15 protein-coding genes are annotated in these 18,528 nt (G+C 62.2%); 1 reads left to right on the forward strand and 14 read right to left on the reverse strand.

Annotated elements, in window-relative coordinates:
- Positions 1-78: 78 nt before the first annotated feature.
- The 8 genes from ACIP1G_RS18015 to ACIP1G_RS18050 all read right to left on the reverse strand — a co-directional run bounded on the left by ACIP1G_RS18015 (position 79) and on the right by ACIP1G_RS18050 (position 7,348).
- Positions 79-330, reverse strand: coding sequence for a DUF3077 domain-containing protein (locus ACIP1G_RS18015; RefSeq protein ID WP_400739443.1), 252 nt, complete (start codon positions 328-330; stop codon positions 79-81).
- Positions 327-602 carry a hypothetical protein gene (locus ACIP1G_RS18020; protein ID WP_400739445.1) on the reverse strand — a complete coding sequence of 92 codons (276 nt, stop codon included), beginning with the start codon at positions 600-602 and terminating at the stop codon, positions 327-329. The genes ACIP1G_RS18015 and ACIP1G_RS18020 overlap by 4 nt, the downstream gene beginning before the upstream one ends.
- Positions 603-1,276: 674 nt before the next feature.
- Positions 1,277-2,695: an efflux transporter outer membrane subunit gene (locus tag ACIP1G_RS18025; RefSeq protein WP_400739447.1), complete on the reverse strand. Its 1,419-nt coding sequence runs from the start codon at positions 2,693-2,695 to the stop codon at positions 1,277-1,279.
- Positions 2,692-3,567, reverse strand: coding sequence for an HlyD family secretion protein (locus ACIP1G_RS18030; RefSeq protein ID WP_300027353.1), 876 nt, complete (start codon positions 3,565-3,567; stop codon positions 2,692-2,694). The genes ACIP1G_RS18025 and ACIP1G_RS18030 overlap by 4 nt, the downstream gene beginning before the upstream one ends.
- The gene (locus ACIP1G_RS18035) at positions 3,564-3,776 is read right to left on the reverse strand and encodes a DUF1656 domain-containing protein (protein ID WP_003255905.1); all 213 of its coding nucleotides are present in this window, start codon (positions 3,774-3,776) and stop codon (positions 3,564-3,566) included. The genes ACIP1G_RS18030 and ACIP1G_RS18035 overlap by 4 nt, the downstream gene beginning before the upstream one ends.
- Positions 3,773-5,860 carry an FUSC family protein gene (locus tag ACIP1G_RS18040; RefSeq protein WP_400739449.1) on the reverse strand — a complete coding sequence of 696 codons (2,088 nt, stop codon included), beginning with the start codon at positions 5,858-5,860 and terminating at the stop codon, positions 3,773-3,775. Before ACIP1G_RS18040 ends, ACIP1G_RS18035 begins: the two co-directional genes overlap by 4 nt.
- Entirely contained in the window at positions 5,857-6,309 is a 453-nt protein-coding gene (locus tag ACIP1G_RS18045) for a MarR family winged helix-turn-helix transcriptional regulator (protein WP_400739452.1), read from the reverse strand. Before ACIP1G_RS18045 ends, ACIP1G_RS18040 begins: the two co-directional genes overlap by 4 nt.
- Before the next feature lie 244 nt (positions 6,310-6,553).
- A complete protein-coding gene (locus tag ACIP1G_RS18050) occupies positions 6,554-7,348 on the reverse strand; it encodes a tetratricopeptide repeat protein (protein WP_400739455.1) in 795 nt (264 codons plus the stop codon).
- Between the two features lie 207 nt (positions 7,349-7,555).
- On the opposite strand from ACIP1G_RS18050, the gene ACIP1G_RS18055 reads away from it, so the two are divergent.
- Complete coding sequence (locus tag ACIP1G_RS18055) at positions 7,556-8,116, forward strand: WYL domain-containing protein (protein WP_400739458.1); 561 nt, start codon at positions 7,556-7,558, stop codon at positions 8,114-8,116.
- A gap of 118 nt (positions 8,117-8,234) precedes the next feature.
- Here the strand turns inward: ACIP1G_RS18055 and ACIP1G_RS18060 are convergent, their stop codons facing one another.
- The 6 genes from ACIP1G_RS18060 to ACIP1G_RS18085 form a co-directional block, all read right to left on the reverse strand.
- Positions 8,235-9,098 carry an ABC transporter permease gene (locus ACIP1G_RS18060; protein WP_400739460.1) on the reverse strand — a complete coding sequence of 288 codons (864 nt, stop codon included), beginning with the start codon at positions 9,096-9,098 and terminating at the stop codon, positions 8,235-8,237.
- Positions 9,099-9,112: 14 nt separating this feature from the next.
- Positions 9,113-9,976, reverse strand: a complete 864-nt coding sequence (locus ACIP1G_RS18065) for an ABC transporter ATP-binding protein (RefSeq protein ID WP_400739463.1) — start codon at positions 9,974-9,976, stop codon at positions 9,113-9,115.
- A 6-nt stretch (positions 9,977-9,982) separates the two neighbouring features.
- On the reverse strand, positions 9,983-11,002 hold the full coding sequence (locus ACIP1G_RS18070; RefSeq protein ID WP_400739466.1) for an ABC transporter substrate-binding protein: 1,020 nt from the start codon (positions 11,000-11,002) through the stop codon (positions 9,983-9,985).
- A gap of 18 nt (positions 11,003-11,020) precedes the next feature.
- Positions 11,021-11,920: a TauD/TfdA dioxygenase family protein gene (locus ACIP1G_RS18075; RefSeq protein WP_400739469.1), complete on the reverse strand. Its 900-nt coding sequence runs from the start codon at positions 11,918-11,920 to the stop codon at positions 11,021-11,023.
- Between the two features lie 198 nt (positions 11,921-12,118).
- Positions 12,119-12,460, reverse strand: a complete 342-nt coding sequence (locus ACIP1G_RS18080; RefSeq protein ID WP_400739477.1) for a tryptophan synthase subunit beta — start codon at positions 12,458-12,460, stop codon at positions 12,119-12,121.
- A 327-nt stretch (positions 12,461-12,787) separates the two neighbouring features.
- Positions 12,788-18,528: immunoglobulin-like domain-containing protein (locus ACIP1G_RS18085; protein WP_400739471.1), on the reverse strand; the 5,741-nt coding region annotated here is incomplete at its 5' end.

The raw sequence follows: 18,528 nt of genomic DNA on the forward strand, positions 1-18,528 counted from the left end.
CCATGGCCATTCACCGTTGCAGCCGCCACCGCATTCGCGGGTAAACCCGCTCCCACAGCGGCCCTCGGTGTTTGAAGGCTATTGAAAAACCTTGCTCATTCCTCGCTCCATATCATCGATCAGCGCCTTAGCCATCTCACTGAGTATCCGCGCCGCGCTACCGGCAATACGGTCGTTTTCCATTTCCGCCTCGGTGGTGAGGTGGCGGATACAACCGAGTAATACCGACAACTGCGAAAAGGCATGGCTGAACGGCACATTGGGCTGCAGGCGGAACAGGTCGAAGGTTTCCACCCCTGCGGTTGCAGAATCTCTTGGATCATTGCTCATCGGGTCGCTCCTTGATCGTGGTGGGTTGCATGTGTGTGATCACACACGGCATTGATCAGGCGGCAGAGCAAACGAATATTCATGCCCATGGCATTGCGCATGTCACCGGGAGGGTTGTCGAGCAGGGCTGTGGTGGTGTGGTCGATCGTCAGAGTGAGGGCGCTGATCAGCTCTTCGCAGTCTTTGGGGCTAAGTGGCTCGATTAGTGAAAGCGCGGGAGGGTCGAGCAGAAGCAGATCGGTAACAGGTGGGTCGGGGATGAGTTTTTTCATGATCGCATTCCTAGTGAATGATCTATGAACTGCAATCCTCTTCGTCTCACGGAATTGGGTGGCAGTCGTGCGAGGGATGAGACCCGGGCTCACAGGAAAACCCGACCAGGCGAAAGCCTGCCCGCGCACGACCACCATTAAGCGGTGCGTTCTGTGAGTACCGGGGGTCTCAATCCCGATCGCCTTGCGAGGCGACCCCACGACAGTAGTCTGGGAACACTTCCCAGCCAAGACAGCACCATCCGACAGGTGCTGTAGGATAATTCGACAGAGAGCTAGAACTGAAGCATTTGGTTTCAGGTTCGGAAATGTCTTACGAACGCAAGGGAATTGCGTAGGGGCTGCGAGGTGCCTGTCTTAAGTCCTTCAGCGCTTATGAGATCGAGCGCCGCCCGCGCGGCGCTTCGCGGGGCAAGCCCGCTCCCACAGTCTGTTTCGGGCCAGTCAATCCTGTGAGATCACCTCTGCCCGCCTTGTTTGTTCCATTCGATATCGGCTGCGCCACTGCTCTTCATCAATCTCAAGCCATGCACCCAGGGTGCGCGCGCCAAAGGCACAGGAATAATTGGCCCGAAACAGATGTGGGAGCGGCCTTGTGCCGCGAAGCGCCGCGCGGGCGGCGCTCGATCTCATAAGCGCTGAAGAACTTAAGACAGGCACATGGCAGCTCTACCTCAATGCCTAGCCGAATCCTTCCACCCCCCACCCAACGCCAGGAACACGCCAACCTGCCCCAACGCCACCTGGCTATTGGCCGCCGCCAGCTGCGCACGCATGTCGGTATAGGTCCGCGTCGCCTGCAAATCTGCCAGGAACGATTCACGCCCTGCCTGGTAATAGCGGTGCGTCTGATCCGCCGCTTCCTTTGCCGATTTCTCCGCCTCGGCCAACGCATCGCGCCGATCCAGCAGAGCACTGTACTGCGCCAGGCGGGTCTGGGTTTCACGAATAGCGTTCAGCACCACCCCATCGAAATTCGCCAGCGCAGCCTGGGTCGAGGCCTCGGCCATGCGAATCCGCGCACGGGTGCCATTGGTGGGGATGCTCCAGCTTACCTGCGGGCCGAAGCCCCAGCGGTTGGTCGACGGATCGCCAAGGTCATCGAGGATGCCGATGGTACCCACCTGGGCACCGATGCTGATATCCGGGTACAGCGCGCCGGTCGCTACACCTATGTAGGCAGTGGCTGCCGCCAACTGGCGCTCGGCCTGGCGCACGTCCGGGCGGCGCTTGAGCAAGGCCGCACCGTCGCCTACCGGAACCAGCTGGCTCAAGTGCGGCAATTCGGCACAATCAGCGGTGCCAGCAGGCAGCTGGTCAACTGGCTTGGCCAGCAACGCAGCCAGGGTGTACATGCCGGTTTCACGCTCTGCCTTGAAGCGTGGCAGTTCGGCACGCAACGATTTGAACTGGGTCTGCGAACGGGTGACCTGGGTTTCATCACCGCGGCCGGCATCACGCAGGCGTTGGTTGAGCTTCACGCTCTGCTCCTGCAAGTCGAGCGACTCGCGGGCGATGTGGTATTCCTCGTTGGCCGAGCACACTTGGGTGTAAGCCTTGACCACGTCCGCCACCAGGGTGATGCGGGCAGTGTCGGCCGCAGCCTGTACAGCGTCGGCATTGGCTTTGGCGGCCTCGGTGCCGCGCTTGAAGGTGCCCCACAGGTCGAACTGGTAAGAAGCGCTGATGATGGCTTCACCAATGTTGGCCACTGGCACCTTCTCGGGTAGCAGGAATGCCTGACCAGCTTCTTGCAGGCGCTGGGCACCGAGTTTGACGCCACCGTTGAAGCCACCCTGCGATTCAGCCACTTCGACCTGGGCGCGAGCCTTGGCAATGTTGGCGGCGGCCACGCGTAGCTCGGTGTTGGCACTCAGGGCCTGGCGCACCAGTTCGTTCAGCCGTTGATCCTGATACAACTGCCACCAGTCCTCGGGCACCGGCGCCGAGACCACGCTGTCGGCATCCTGGCGCAGCGGGCCGTTGAGGTCGCTGCGTTGCACCGCCGCGTCCTTCGGCACCTCATAGTCGGGGCCGACCATCATGCAGGCACCCAGCGACAGGCACAGGCCGGCCAGGATCAGCTGTTTCATGGGCGCTGGCCCTCGATGATCGACACCGTGGCAGTACGCCCGGCGATCATGCGGAAGTCCTCAGGTACTTCGTCGAAGGCGATGCGCACCGGAATACGCTGGGCCAAGCGTACCCAGCTGAACGCCGGGTTGACGTTGGGCAGCAGGTTGGCGCCGCTGCTGCGGTCGCGGTCTTCGATACCGGCGGCAAAGCTTTGCACATGGCCGCGCAGGCGGGTGTTGTCGCCCATCACGCGGATATCCACGGCATCGCCAATGTGGATGCCGCCAAGCTTGGTTTCTTCGAAGTAACCATCAACGTGGTACGAAGCGCTGTCGACCACCGACAGCACCGGGCGGCCGGCGGTGACGAATTCGTGGTTACGCGGCGCGCGGTCGTTGAGGTAGCCGTCCACCGGGCTGCGTACCACCGAGCGGTCGAGGTTGAGCTGGGCGGTATCGACCGCCACCTGCGCCTCGCTGACGGCCGAGCGGGCGCGGGCCTCGCGGGACTGGCTTTCTTCCAGCTGCTCAGCAGCCACCAGGTTGCCCAGCTTGCGGTTGCGCTGCGCTTCGCGGGAGGCCTGGGCCAGGGTTTCCTGGCGCTCGCCAAGGGTGGCCTTGGCCTGGCGCAGGGCCAGGGTGAAGCGGTCCTGGTCGATGGTGAACAGCACGTCGCCGCGCTTGACAGTCTGGTTGTCGCGCACTTCGACCTTCTGGATCAGCCCGGACACATCCGGGGCGATCTGGATCACGTCGGCGCGGATGTGGCCGTCACGGGTCCAGGGGGCAAACATGTAGTAGACCACCATCTGCCACACGAGCACGGCGGCGAAGGTCACTACCAGCAAGGTCAGGACCACACGGCCCAGGGTCAGCAAAGGTTTTTTCATGGCAGCATCAGGTTTCGGCAAAAGTGGTCCACCGCGCCAAGCAGCACGGCATACAGGGCAACGTTGAACAACGCCCGGTGCCAGACCAGGCGGTAGAAATGCAGGCGCACCAGCACCGCGTGCACCCCCAGGAACAGCAGGTAGGTGCCAAACATCATCACCAGCAGCGTGGGCAGGAACACCCCGCTGATATCCAGTTCACCAATCACAGGGGCGCTCCGTCGAGGCCGGGGGGCAGTTGTGGTTGTTCGGTGGGTTCGAGCATCACCTCCACCCCCGGCAACAGCGCCAGGCGCAGGCCGCTCAGGGCATGCAGCAGGTGGGTGCGGGCGTCGCCGCGCTCGTACAGTTCATCCAGGTTCAGCGCCAGCCGCGCACGCTCCATGTTGCGCAGCAGTGCGGCCGGGGCATGCAGACGCTCACCGGCACGCAGGCAGGCGGCGTAGTGCGCGCCGACTTCCTCGATCACTGTGTTCAGGCGCTCGCGGGCCTGCTGGCCGGCACGCGGCATGTACGCCAGCAGGTCGAGCAGGTTCAGCCCGACGCGCAGGTCGCGCAGTGCCACGCCGCTGTCCTGGCCGGTTTGCGACAGCCGCGGCAGGTGCTGCATCAGGCGGTCGAGCATCTGCACGCCGACCTGGCGGTGCTCGGCCAGGGTTGCCGGCTCGGTCATTTCGACGATGTCGCGCCAAGCGAAGCGGGTCATGCGCTTGGCCGCCAGCTCCACGCCGAACGGGCGCATCACCAGGGTCCAGATAAAGGCGAACAGCAGCCCAACCGGGCCGGCCAGGTTGGAGTTGAGGAAGGTGAAGAAGTCGGCGTCGTAGGCGCCCTGGATGCTGATGAAGGTCGAGGTGTTGACGATGGTCAGCAAGGTACCCAGGTAGAAGCGCGGCTGCACGGTCAGGGTGCCGACGCAGATGAACGGCACGGCAAAGGCCAGCACCAGCATCGGGAAGTCGTGCAGGTTGGGCAGCACCAGGAACAGGTACAGGCTGGAGAAGATGACCGACATCAGCGTCCAGAAGAAGAATTTGTAGATCTGCGGCGCTGGGTCGTCCATGGCGGCAAAGAAGCTGCACGACACGGCGGCGAGGATCACCGCGCTGGCGCCGTCGTTCCAGCCCAGGCCGATCCACAGTCCGCAGGCGACCACGATAGCCAGTACCGTGGAGGCCACCGAATACAGCATCAAGCCACGGTCGAAGAACGCTGTCAGGCGGCCCAGGCGCCAGTGGCGGTACACCGCGCGCCAGGGTTTGGCGTCGTCGGTGCGCAGGGCATGTTGCAGGGTGCAGCAGTCCTGCCACAGGTCGGCCCACTCGGTCAGGCGATACAGGGCGTTGGACAACAACAACTCGGCGCGCTGGTCGAGGGCAGCGGCGCCAGGCTGCAAACGCTCGATCTGCTCGTGCAGGGCGGTCCAGCGTGCAACCGAAGCGCTGTCGGCGGTGCCCTTGAGCCATTCACGGGCGCTTTCCAGCAAGGGTTGCAACTGGGCGAACTGCGCCTGGGCGCGGCCTTCGAGGGCCAACAGGGCGTCGTCGAGCGCGTCGATCACCGGCAGCAGGTGGATCATGCGGCCGCGCAGCTCGCGGGCGTTCTTCAAGGTGTGCGGGCCGGCGCCTTCGTGGCCGAGCTGGCCGATCATCAGCTCCAGCGAGTTGAACGTGGCAACCATCGCCCCGCGCATGCCGCCGACCTTGTCGGCACTGACGTCGCGGGCCAGGTAGGTGTCACTGTAGCGAATCGCCTCGGTGAACCAGCTACCGGTGGCCCCGACCACCACCGGCGCTAGCCGGCGCGGCCAGAAGATGGCCCCGACCACTGCCGCGCAGACGATGCCCAGACAGATTTCCTGGGCGCGGGAAGACGCTACGTCGAACACCGCCAGTGGGTTATCCACAACCGCCAGGGCAATCATCGGCAAGGTGTAGCCGGCCAGCATCAGCACGTAGTTGTTGGCCGTGCGCAGGTTCAGCGAAAGGAACAGCAAGGTGCCGGTCCACAGGGCGATGGCGATGCTCAGCAGCAACGGCGACTGCACCAGCGGCGGCACCAGGAAAATCGCGCCGCCAGCACCTAAAAGCGTGCCTACGGCGCGGTACAGGGCCTTGGAGCTGGTCGGGCCGACGAACGGGCTGGAAACGATGTACACCGTAGCCATGGCCCAGTAAGGGCGTGGCAGCTGCATGAGCAGGGCGATGTACAGGGCGATCATGGAGGCAGCGAAGGTACGCACACCGTAGAACCAGTCGCGGGCCGGCGGTACCGAGCTGAAGAAGCCGTTCATGCCACCCCGCCTGTACTGCCCAGGCCAGCGGCTTCGAAGGCTCGCAGCACGCGCAAGGCAGCTTCCAGGTCGGCCTGGTCGATGCCGTGCAGCACATCGCGACGCAGGCGTACCAGCTCAGCTTCGATGGCTTCGGCCAGGGCACGGCCTTCGGCAGTCAGGCTCAGGGCCTTGGCGCGGCGATCCAGCGGGTCTTCGCTGCGACAGACCAGGCCGGCCTTGCACAGCTGGTCGAGCAGGCGCACCAGCGATGGGCTTTCCAGGCCGGCGGCCTGGGCCACCGCCACTTGGTGCACGCCGTCGCCCAAGCGCACGATCATCAGCAACGGCGCGGCACAGGCCTCGGAAATGCCATAGCTGGTCAGAGCTACGTGGCAGATGCGCCGCCAATGGCGGGCGGCAACCACCATGCCGCTGCTGACTTGCAGGCGCAGGAGATCAAGGGACATGGAAGGAACCAAGGATATTCATAGTTTGCTAACTATCAATATACGCCTGTGCCTCCCCCTGTCGTCAACAGGGGGTGACGGGGGGTATGAATGAATTGTTGTTCATGCTGGGGCTTTTTGCCTGCCTGTGCCGGCCTCTTCGCGGGTGAACCCGCTCCCACAGGTATGGACAACATTCAAGCCATGCACGGGTCCTGTGGGAGCGGGTTCACCCGCGAAGAGGCCGGCACAGGCAACAGAAATTTCAGGGCTGTATCTGGTCTTCCAACTTCATGGTCAAGGCCAATGTACTGCCCATCTGCACCGCCCGGTCCCGCCACTCCTGGTACCGTTCCCGGTCCCGGCTGCTGAAATGCACTGCCAGCTCCTCGGCCGCCTGCACCACCCCGGCCGCAGCCGCCAGCTCCAGCCAGTAAAGCGCGGCCTTGAGGTCGGCCTGCACATACAGCCCGTGCATCAACCGGTAACCCACTTCAAAACGGCAGCGCGCCTCGCCCCGCTCGGCCCCGCGCATGAACCAGTGGTAGGCCTGCACCAGGTCGACCTGCCAATCCAGGTCGCCATCGCACACTTCCTCCTCATACAGGTCGCCCAGCGCCGCAGCGGCATGCAGCATGCCCCGCTCGAAGGCCTGCCGGTAACACTCCGCCGCCTGCACGTAAGAAGGGTCGATACCCTTGCCAAAGTAATGCTGCTGCCCGAGGTTGAACCAGGCGGCGGCATTGCCCTGCAGAGCCGCCATGCGCAGCAGATGGCCAGCCAGCAGGGTGTCGGCGCGCCAGTACTTGCCGTTCAGCCAGATCCAGCCGAGGTCGTTGAGCGCCGCCACGCTGCCTTGCAAGGCCTGGCGGCGCAGGTCGCCATACACCGCCTGCAGGTCGCTGGCTTCGTCCAGGCGGCTGACCAGCAATGACCGCTGGCTAGGCTGCCCTACCCCGGCATACAGCCGCTGTCGCCTCCCGACAGTGGCCGGTGGGGCAATGACCCGCTCGGGCAGAAGGCGGGCAAGCAGCGAATGGATATTGCTGGCAGCAGACATGTTCATCCTCATTGAACGACGCACAACCCCAACCTTCGGTTGTGATGAGGCGTGATTCTGCGTGACGTCACGTCAAAACCTGTCGCGAACGATTCGGCACAAGGCAACCAAATGCGACTTCCTTGATCTGAGCTGGCTGTGGCCAATTGCCATGCCCCGCGTGTGCCGCCATCCTATTGCGGCAAGCCTAGACAAGGACGTTATCTTTTGCCGTTCGCCACCACTCGTGCCACCCTCAGCCGTCAGTGGGCGCTGCTGCGCCAGCTGCCCAGCCGTTCCCCAGGCATCACTAGCGCCGAACTGGTCTGGCGCCTGCGTGACGTGGGTTTCACGGTCAGCAAACGCACCGTCGAGCGCGACCTTAATGAGCTTTCGCTGATATTTCCGCTGGAGCGCAATGACAAGAGCATTCCGTTTGGCTGGCACTGGTCGGCGAGTGCCGTGGGCGAGTTGCGCGGTAATTTCGACTTGCTGACGCACCTGCGTGGGGATGCGTTGCAGCCGGCGCAGGGTGAGGGCGTGGAGCTGGTGGCGCGGATCAGCGATGCACTGGCGCGGCAGTTGCGCGAAGCGCCGCTGAGCAGCGACATGCAGCTGACGGCGCTGGAGCAAGGGCACCGGTTGCGGGCCACGGTGAGCGATGGCTGGCCGTTGCGTTGGTGGCTGTTGAGCCATAGCGATGGGGTGGTGGTGGAACAGCCTGGCGGATTGCGCGAGGAGATTGGCAGGATTTTGAGTAATGCGGCGGCTCAGTACCAGAAGTTGTAGCCTGTACCGGCCTCTTCGCGGGTGAACCCGCTCCCACAGGATTTCCATCGGCCATGAGGGCGGTGCATTACCTGTAGGAGCGGGTTTACCCGCGAAAAGGCCGGCACAGGTTTACCCGCTAGCGCTGCATCCCCCAGCGCCGCACGGTCAACCGCTCCAGGGTATTGAATACCAACCCTTCAACCAACAAACCGATCAGGATCACCACTGCCAACCCGGCAAACACCTTGTCGGTATACAGCTCGTTACGGTTCTGGAAGATGTACCAGCCCAACCCACCCTTGCCACTGCTGGCCCCAAATACCAGCTCGGCGGCAATCAGGGTGCGCCAGGCGAACGCCCAGCCGATCTTCAACCCCGACAGAATCGACGGCAAGGCCGCCGGCACCAGGATGTGCAACACCAGCCGCAGCCCTTTCAGGCCATAGTTGCGGCCAGCCATGCGCAGGGTCTCGGACACACCGAGGAAACCGGCATAGGTGTTCAGCGCCAAGGCCCATAGCACCGAGTGCACCAGCACGAAGATCAGGCTGTTGTCACCCAGCCCGAACCACAGCAAGGCTAGCGGCAACAGGGCAATCGCCGGCAACGGGTTGAACATCGAGGTCAAGGTACCCAACAAGTCCCGGCCCACTTGGGTCGAAACCGCCAGGCTGGTCAGGCCGAAAGCCAGGACGATGCCCAGCACGTAACCCTTGAGCAGAATCACCAGTGAAACCCCGACCTTGGCTGGCAGCTCACCACTGAGCAAGCCGTCCCACAGGGCTGCGGCGGTTTGCAGGAAGCTCGGTAACAGCAGGTCATTGCCCTGATAGCGGGCAACGGCCTCCCACAGCACAGCGATCACCAACAAGATAACCGCCTTGCGCAGCCAGCCTTGTTGCCACAAGCGCTGGGCCAATGGCAGTTGGCGTTCCACAGGCACACTGAGCAGGGGCTGCAGCTGCACCTCGTATTCCTGGCGTACAGGTGTAGTGGTCATGGCTGATGCTCCTGTCAGTAAGCGATGCGGATATCGTTGAAACCAAGGTCGTCAGGCTGCTCGGGGACATCCGCCTCATCGAACAGCAAACGATGGATACGCCGGGCACTGGCCTGGAAGTCGCTGCCGCCCAGGCTGCCTAGGTCGTACTGGTGGCTGTGCACTTCAGCACGCACCCGCCCCGGGTGTGGCGACAGCAGCAGGATGCGGTTGCCGACCACCAGCGCCTCTTCGATGGAGTGGGTAACGAACAACAGGGTGAAGCGCACCTCCTCCCACAGCAGCAACAGTTCTTCCTGCATCTTGCGCCGGGTCAGCGCGTCCAGGGCAGCGAACGGCTCGTCCATCAGCAAGATCTTCGGCTGCGTGGCCAAGGCCCGGGCAATCGCCACGCGTGCCTTCATACCGCCCGACAGGGTGTGCGGGTAAGCATCGGCGAAGGCGGCCAGGCCGACCTTTTCCAAGTAATGCAGCGCCCGTTCCTCGGCCTCGGCGCGCTTGAGCTGACCAGACACCAGCAGCGGGAACATGACGTTTTGCTTCACCGTCTTCCACGGTGGCAGCTGGTCGAACTCCTGGAACACCACGATGCGGTCCGGGCCAGGGCCGCGGACCGGCTGGCCCTGCAGCAGAATCTGCCCTTCCTGCGGCTGGATGAACCCCGCCACGGCCTTGAGCAAGGTGGACTTGCCGCAGCCGGAGGGGCCGAGCAGCACAAAACGGTCGGCACGGTCGACTTCAAAGCTGACCTGGTGGGTGGCCCGCACCACGCGTTGCGCGGTGCGGTATTCGAGGCTCAAGTTTTCCACCTTGAGCAAAGGTGGCGTTGCGACACGGCTCAGGTTGCTGGCCGTGTGGCCTGGCAATGGGGCGGTCATGATCGGTCAGCTCCCCTGCAGCGGGCGTTCATCCTGGAAGAAATAGTCCTTCCACGATTCCGGCTTGTGCTTGATGGCGCCTACCCGATACAGGAAGTCGGCCAGTTTGTAGGTGTTCTTGGGCGTGACGGTGAATTCGTACTGCGGGTTGTCGATCAGCTTGATCAACGCGTCGCGATCGATCTTGGCCTTGGTCACACGGATATAGGTATCGGCGGCGGCCGCCTTGTCCTTCTGGGCGAAGTCTGCGGCTTCGGCCAAGGCATCAACGAAGGCTTTGTAGGTCTTGGGGTTGTCCTTGCGGAATTTCTCGGTGGCGAACAGCAAGGTCGGCGAGTTGGGGCCGAGCAGGTCGTAGCTGTTGAGCACTACGTGCACATCCTTGTTTGCCAGCACCTGGTCCTGGAACGGCGGGTTGGAGAAGTGCCCGTTCAGCTCGGTGCCGCCGGCCAGCAGCGCGGCGGTGGCGTCCGGGTGCGGCACGGCCAGGGTGTATTTGTCGAGGCGGTTGTATTCCTTGTCGCCCCACTGCTGGGCGGCGGCGTACTGCAGGAAGCGCGATTGCACCGAAACGCTTACTGCCGGCACGGCGATGCGGTCCTTGTCGGAGATATCGGCGATGGTTTTCACGTTGGGGTTGCTGCTGACCAGGTAGTACGGGAAGTTGCCCAGCGAGGCCACGGCCTTGACGTTCTGCCGGCCCTTGGTGCGGTCCCACACGGTCAACAGCGGGCCGACACCGGCACCGGCGATGTCGACCGAGCCGGACAGCAGTGCGTCGTTGATGGCTGAACCACCCGACAACTGGGCCCAGTCGACTTCGATGTCGATGCCCTGCTCCTTGCCGTGTTTTTCGATCAGGTGCTGGTCACGCACCACGTTCAGCAGCAGGTAGACGATGCCGAACTGCTCGGCGATGCGGATCTTGCCTTCGGCCTGGGCCACGGCGGGGGCAGCCAGGCTACCAACGACCAGGCTTGCGCCCAGGCCAATGCTTGCCGCCAGGCGGCTGATGGATTTGCGCATGATGGGTTTCCTCAGTCGTCAGAACGGGGCATCGCCCTGGATGGTGGTGCGATAGAGCTTGCGCCGCAGGTGTGCGGGGCAGCCGGTGGCCAGGTGGATCAGCGAGCGGTTGTCCCAGAACACCAGGTCGTGGGGCTGCCATTGGTGGCGGTAGATGTTCTGCTCCAGCACGCTCAGGGCGTAGAGCTGTTGCAGCACGTCGTGGCTTTCGTCATCGGGCAGGCCGACGATGCGGGTGGTGAAGCCTTCGCTGACGAACAACGCCTTGCGGCCGTTTTCCGGGTGGGTGCGCACCACCGGGTGGATGACTTCCTGTACCTGCGCCAACTGCTCGGCGGTCAGTGTCGGGCGCCAGTTGCCTTCGAACTTGGTCTCGGCGTAGCGGGCGGTGTAGGAGTGAGCGGCACTGCGGCTCTCGACCACTTTGCGCAAGGCTTCGGGTACGGCGTCCCAGGCTTTGTGCATGTCGGCGAACAGGGTGTCGCCGCCTTCGCTGGGCAGTTCCTGGGCATGCAGCATGGAGCCAAGGCTGGGCAGTTCTTTATACGACAGGTCTGAGTGCCAGAACTTGCCGGCATCACCCAGGCCGATGTTCTGGCCGTTTTCGATGATATTGGAAACGATCAGGATCTCGGGGTGGCCTGTAAGCAGGAACTGCTTGAGCACGTGGATCTGCAATTGGCCGAAGCGGCGGCTGAAGGCGATCTGCTGTTGCGGGCTGATACGCTGGTCGCGGAACACCAGTACATGGTGGTCGAGGTGGGCGCGATGAATACGGGTGAAATCCTCGGCGGTGACCGGTTTGGCCAGGTCCAGGCCGATGATCTCGGCGCCTGTGGCACCGGAGAACGGGCGGATTTCGAAGAGTTGCGGCTGGGCGCTGTCGATGGTCGACAAGGCGTTCGAGGCGGCTGACATTTTTCACTCCCACGCAGTGCGCGACTTCAATGGCGCGCAACGATCAGAAACGCACGGGGATTTCCCGTGTGGGTTCAAGTCGTGCGGCGCATCGATTGGTCGACGGGTACGCAGTGGAAGCGACTATAAAGTCATAAGAGCAATAATTTAAATATCTTTAAAGAATAACCATAGCACTGGGGTTTGCCCGCCCCGTGATCAGATCAGCCCGCCCTGCTCGTCTTCCTCAATGAGATTGGTCAGGCTGCTGAGCGCCTTACGCGCTGTGGAGCGGTTGAGCAGCTTGGCCTGAGCGCCGGCGGGCAGGTCAGTGATCTTGAACACGCCTTTGGCGGTCAGTACGTCGATCAGGTCCTCGAGCACGCGGATCATGTCCAGGTCACTTTGCTTGAGCTGGTTGAGGCTGTTTTCCACCACATCATCGGCAAACCATTCCTGGATATCGGCATGGTCGGCTGGGAGCATTTCGGTGTAATGGTCAAAAGCAGCTGCTTCTACCCGCAGCAGCTGGCCGGCGGCGTCGCGTTGCACGTAGAACATGGCGGTATCCCTCGTCACGTTGGTTCCTGGGTGGTAGGTAGACAGCAGCATAGGCAAAGATCGCCGGGCACGCAGGCCCGACGCCAGAGTATGCGCTGCCGGAAGATGGCAGGAAAGGGCCGGAGTGGCCACTGCCAGGCTAACGCGATCCCTTGTAGGAGCGGCCTTGTGTCGCGAAAGGGTCGCAAAGCGGCCCCACGATTTCAGCATCAACGCCGAAATCGCCGGGGCTGCTTTGCAGCCATTTCGCGACACAAGGCCGCTCCTACAGGGGGACCGCGCCAGTCGGGCAAAGGCCGCGCCTGTCAGGCACAGCCCACTAACGCATCAGCTGTCCTTGTTGTGGATGATGATGGTTGGGTCAGCACCGCTGATCAACGAATTGATCGTGGTGTTGGACCAGTTCACCCCTTCCAGCTTGATGGTCACGTCGGCGTTGGCGGTGCCCCCCGCAGCATTGAGCTTGCCTTCGCTGCTGACCTGCAGCGTTGTCGTACCGTCCACCGTGGTGAGTTTCAGGTAGTTGTCGATGGCGCTGCCTTTCTCGCCCTGAAGCAGGTCCTTCAGGTCGATACGGTCACCCTCGGCCACCTTGAAGTCCTTGATCACGTCATTACCGGTATCGCCAGCCTTCCACACGAAGGTGTCGGCACCGCTGCCGCCGGTCATGGTGTCATCACCCTTGCCGCCAAGCAGGATGTCATTGCCTTCACCGCCAAGCAGGGTGTCCTTGCCCAGGCCGCCGATCAGGATGTCATTGCCCTTGCCGCCGTCGAGGGTGTCGTTGCCGCCCTGGCCGAAGAGGATGTCATTGCCATTGCCGCCGTTGAGGATGTCGTTGCCATCGTTGCTGCGCGAGACATCGAATTCGCTGACGTGCTCGGCGATGTACTTGTGCAGCATGCGGCCATCAACATCGCCCAGTGCCACCCCCAACTGGCCTGCGACATAGCCCTGAATGGCTTCGATGCCGTTGCCGGCGACCGAACCGAAGGTCACCAGGTCACCGAAGATGATGTCGTTGCCATCGCCCCCGTTGACGGTGTCGTTGCCCGGCACGGTAGCTTCGCTGTGGCCCAGGATCGCTTCCGCCAGCTTGCTCGGGTCGATATTGGTCTGCGGCTTGCTATCGGTGTCGTAAGGCTTCAGGTCGTTGAAATTGACCGCGCTGTTGAGGCCGATGGCCTCAACGCCAGACAGCTTGGACAACAACAGGAAGCTCTGTTGGGAGTTCTGGTCCACGTAGTAGTCATAGTAGGAACTGGCTACGTAAGAGAACTCATAGGTCCCGTCACCCTGGGCATGCAATTGCCCGGAAGCATCACCGTCGCTACGCCAGTTGTTGTTGCCGGTCTTGTACTCGGAGGTCACGTTGCCTTTGGCATCGATGCTGAAGCGGTTGTTGGTACCTACCAACTTGTCGGTGACTACGTCGCCCATTTTGTAGTTGATCGATTTGAGCGCGGCATCCAGCGTGGTGCTGGTGTTTTTGAAGACGGCGTCGTACTCGCCGCTCATGAACCTGTTCGGCTGACCGTCAGTGATGAAGAACGTCTGGCGGCTACCGGTGTTACCGGCATCCTTGAGTTGCTGGAACCAGTTGGCGGTAGTCTTGAAGGCGTCCTCGTAGTTGGTCGTCCCGTCGGAGTACATCGCATTGAGTGCTTTGTAGAGGCTGCTCAGCGCGTTCTTGTCGCCCAGGTTGACAGAGATCGTACTGTTCACCTGGGAGGAGAAATCCACCAGCAGGATGTTCACTGTGCCGGATTGTGCGCCCTTGACACTGTTGGCCAAAGTATCGAACACCGACTTCAGCGAGTTGCGCGCGGCATCGACCGCATTGCCCATACTGCCCGAGGTATCGACGATAAACGCAATGTTGTAGTCCTGACCCGGCGTCACGTGTAGGCCACTGATATCGGCAACGATGATGTCGCTGGTGACGGTGCCGGTGAACGTGTCGCTGTCGGTGGACAGGTTGGCGGTGGTGTAGGTGTCCGGATAGACGGTTACCTTGATCGTGCCTTCGTTGGTCGCCTTGCTGGTGCCCACGCTCTCGGTGGCGGTCGAGGTGACCTTCACGTCGAACTGGCCTTGGTAGTACGCAGGCGGCTTGATGCTCAGGCCGTTGAGGTTCCAGCCGGTGACATCGACCGAGGTAGCGCCGACGGTGACGGTATGACCAGCGCCATCGCTGAGCACCGAGCCTGCCGGAATCCCGTCGAGCTTGACGGTCAGGCTTTCCGAGCCGTCGGTGTCGGTCAGGTTGGTCGAGATACCGACCAGCTTGACGGTGCCGTTCTCCGGCCCTTCGTTGAGCTTGTAGCCGTCGTAATAGCCCTGGCCGTCGCTGCCGTGCAAGTCGGACACGGAAAGCCCGGCGTTGCCCATGGCAGTCACGTTCGGGTACATCGGGATGGCCGAGCTGTTCAGGTCGGTCACCGGGCCGTTACCGATCTTGACGTTGATGTCCAGGCTGCCCGGGCCGGCTTGGTTGGCGTGGTAGATCTCCAAGGTGTAGTAGCCGCTGACAGACGGCGTATAGCTGCCGGAAATCGTGCCGTTCGCGCCCCAGGTGGCGCCGACCACGCTGTCTTTGCCGATGTAGACCTGCAGGCTGTCATCGGCGACGCCGCTGAAGGTGTAGGTCTTGCCAGCTTCCAGGTAGATCAGGCCGGAGGTCTTTGAGCCAGTACCGGCGGTAACGCTACTGCTCGAATCGACGCTGGTAACCTGCTCGGTCTTGCTGGCACTGCCGGAGTTGGCGAACACGGTCTTCAGCGCAGCACCGCTGATGCCGTTGCCGTTGGTGCCCAAGCCAGTGAGGCTGTTCCAGGTTTCTCGGGTCAGGCCGAGCGAATCGGGGGTGTTGCTGCCGATGTTCAGGTCAGGCTTGTCGGCCACAGGCGCGATGTCGACCTTCAGCGTGGCCTCGTTGCCCGCAGCGATACCGTCGGTAGGCTTGTACTTGATCTGGGCGTAGTCGGCCTGCTTGTTGCCGATGCCGCTACCGCCGTAGCCGTCGATACCCGACTCGTTGAGTTTCGGCACGAAGCGCAGGTTGCCGGCAGCGATGTCGACCTGGCTGACGGTCTGGTTCTGGGCCACGTTGACCCAGGCGGTGCCATTGAACAGCTGCAGGGAACCCGCAGGCAGCTGGGTGAAGGTTACACCCAGGCTCGACAGCGCGTTGTCGACGTCGGAAACGTTGAAGTCGTTCCAGACCAGCACCAGTGGCGTGTCTTCGACGCCGCTGACGGCGCCGCCAGTGGCGACCGGTGCGTCGTTGACCGCGATGACGTTCACCGTGGTAGTAGCGGTATTCGAGGTGTTCACGCCGTCGGTTACTGTCACGGTAATGACGCGCGGCGTGGTGCTCGGGTTCTCGCTGCTATTGATGAAGGTGATGTTCTTGATCGCCTGGATATAGTCGGCCAGCGTTGCCGAGCCGCTCAGGGTCAGCACTACCTTGCCTTCGGTGCTGTTGGCGTTGATCGAGATACCGTTGACACTGTTGCCCAGGTTCAACGCATCACCCGGCTGGCGGTTGGTCAGGGTGACCGTCGCACCGGTCAGCCTCGAACTGTCGAAGTCGGTGATGGTGACGTCCACATCGCCGATCGACACGCCGCTGCCCGGCTGGTTCTCGGTGAAGGTGGTCTGGTAGTCGGCACCGGTCTTGCCGCTGGAGTCGTTGCCATCCAGGTCCAGAACCGGAGCCGGCTCGAAGATCTGGGTGGTCACGCTACCAGCGCTGCTGCTGATGTCGAGCTTCTCGAAGTTGCCGCCAGTGGCCGAATCGATCCTGACGGTGAAGTTTTCGGTGCCCTCGGTGACGTTGTCCTTGGTGGTCGGGATGATGAATGTTGCCTGCGTGTCGTTGGCCTTGATCACCACAGTGGCCACGCCGGTGAAGTCCACACCATTGGTCGCAGTGCCGGTGTAGGTCAGTTTGACGGTAACGTCGGTCTGGGCCTTGTTGGACAGGTTCAGGACGTACGTCGCGTTGCCACCTTCGGCGACGGCAGTGCTACCGCTGATGCTCAAGGTGGTGGCCTGGATAGTATCCGTGACCGCGGTGACTGCCGCTGTTTCGCTGACGTTCAGTTTCTCGAAGTTGCCACCGCTGGTTTCGGTGATCTTCGCCGAAACGTTGCCTGCGTCGATATAGACGTCATCGGTGGGTGCCGGAACGGTAACGCTACCGGAGAGCTTGCCCGCTTCGATGCTGATGACGGCGCCGTTGTTGAGCTTGATGGTCATGTCGGTGCCGGCCTTGTTGGTCAAGGTGGCGGTATAGGTGATCTGGCCACCTTCTTCCACGGTTGGCGTGGCGCGCAGGCTCAGGCCGGTAGGGTCAATGGTGTCCTTGACCTGGGTGACCGCGTAGGCGCCGTCGGTGGACAACAGCTCGAAGTCGCCACCCGTGGTGCCGTTGATCTTGGCTTGTACCGTGCCGGCATCGATGTACGGGTCGTCCCCAGGTGCCTTGATGGTGATGCTGCCTTGGGTAGCACCTGCGGCGATGGTGATCGTCTCGCCGTTGCTTAACTGGACGTTCATCTCGGTGCCGGCCTTGTTGGTCAAGGTGGCGGTATAGGTGATGTTGCCGCCTTCGTCGACAGTTGGGGTCGCGGTCAGGCTCAGTGCAGTAGCGTCCTTTGTTCCGGGGACGTCGGTTACGACGGTGACAGGGCTTCCGGTAGAGACCACTTTCTCGTAGTTGCCACCGGAGATTTCAGTGATCTTGTTGGTCAGGTTCAGGTTGGTGTTGTAGACGTTGTTCGGTGCGGTGAACGGTACCGAAGCAGACGACTGGCCCACTGGAATGGTGATGGTCTGGCCATTGTCCAGCTTCACCACCAGGTCGGAACCGGTGACTTTGTGATTGACCGACGCGGTGTAAGTCACCACGCCGCCTTCGATCACGCTTTGTGTGGCAGTCAAGGTGACCGTAGTGGTGTCGATGGTGTCGGTGACCTTGGTCACGGCCGCTGTGCTGCTGACGTTCAGTTTTTCGAAGTCGCCACCGGTGGTGCTGGTGACGGTCACGCTCAAGTCTCCGGCATCGACGTACACGTCGTCGCTCGGCGCGTCGATGGTGATAGAGGCTTCCTTCGAGCCGGCAACAACGGTGATGGTCTCGCCATTGCTGAGCTTGATCACCAGATCAGTGCCCGCCTTGTTGGTCAAGGTGGCGGTGTAGGTGATCTTGCCGCCTTCAGCGACAGTGCCGGTGGCACTGAGGCTCAGGTTCGTCACGTCTGGCGTGGCTGGGTTGTCGGTAACGGTGGTCACCGGCTCGCCAGCTGCCACGGTCTTCTCGTAATTACCACCGGAGATGTCGGTGATCTTATTGGTCAAGTTCAGGTTGGTGTTGTAGACGTTGTTCGGTGCGGTGAACGGTACCGAAGCAGACGACTCGCCCACCGGGATGGTGATGGTCTGGCCGTTGTCCAGCTTCACCACCAGATCCGAACCGGTGACTTTGTGGTTGACCGAGGCGGTGTAGGTCACTACGCCGCCCTCGACCACGCTTTGCGTGGCGGTCAGGGTCACTGTCGTGGTGTCGATGGTGTCGGTGACCTTGGTCACGGCTGCCGCGCTGCTGACGTCGAGCTTCTCGAAGTCGCCACCCGATGCTTCGGTGATTTTCACGCGAAGGACTTCAGCATCGACGTACACGTCGTCACTTGGCGCGTCGATGGTGATCGACGCTTCCTTCGAGCCGGCAGCAATGGTGATCGTCTCACCGTTGCTCAGCTTGATCACCAGATCGCTGCCCGCCTTGTTGGTCAAGATAGCGGTGTAGGTAATCTTGCCGCCTTCAGCGACAGTGCTGGTGGCACTGAGGCTCAGGCTCGTCACGTCTGGCGTGGCTGGGTTGTCAGTAACCGAGGTTACTGGCTCGCCCACGGCCACGGTCTTCTCGTAGTTACCACCCGAGATGTCAGTGATCTTGTTGGTCAGGTTCAGGTTGGTGTTGTAGACGTTGTTCGGCGCGGTGAATGGCACCGACGCCGAGGACTCGCCCACCGGGATGGTAATGGTCTGGCCGTTGTCCAGCT

Origin of the sequence: Pseudomonas sp. NPDC089392, from assembly GCF_044749595.1 — a bacterium.
Taxonomy (GTDB): domain Bacteria; phylum Pseudomonadota; class Gammaproteobacteria; order Pseudomonadales; family Pseudomonadaceae; genus Aquipseudomonas.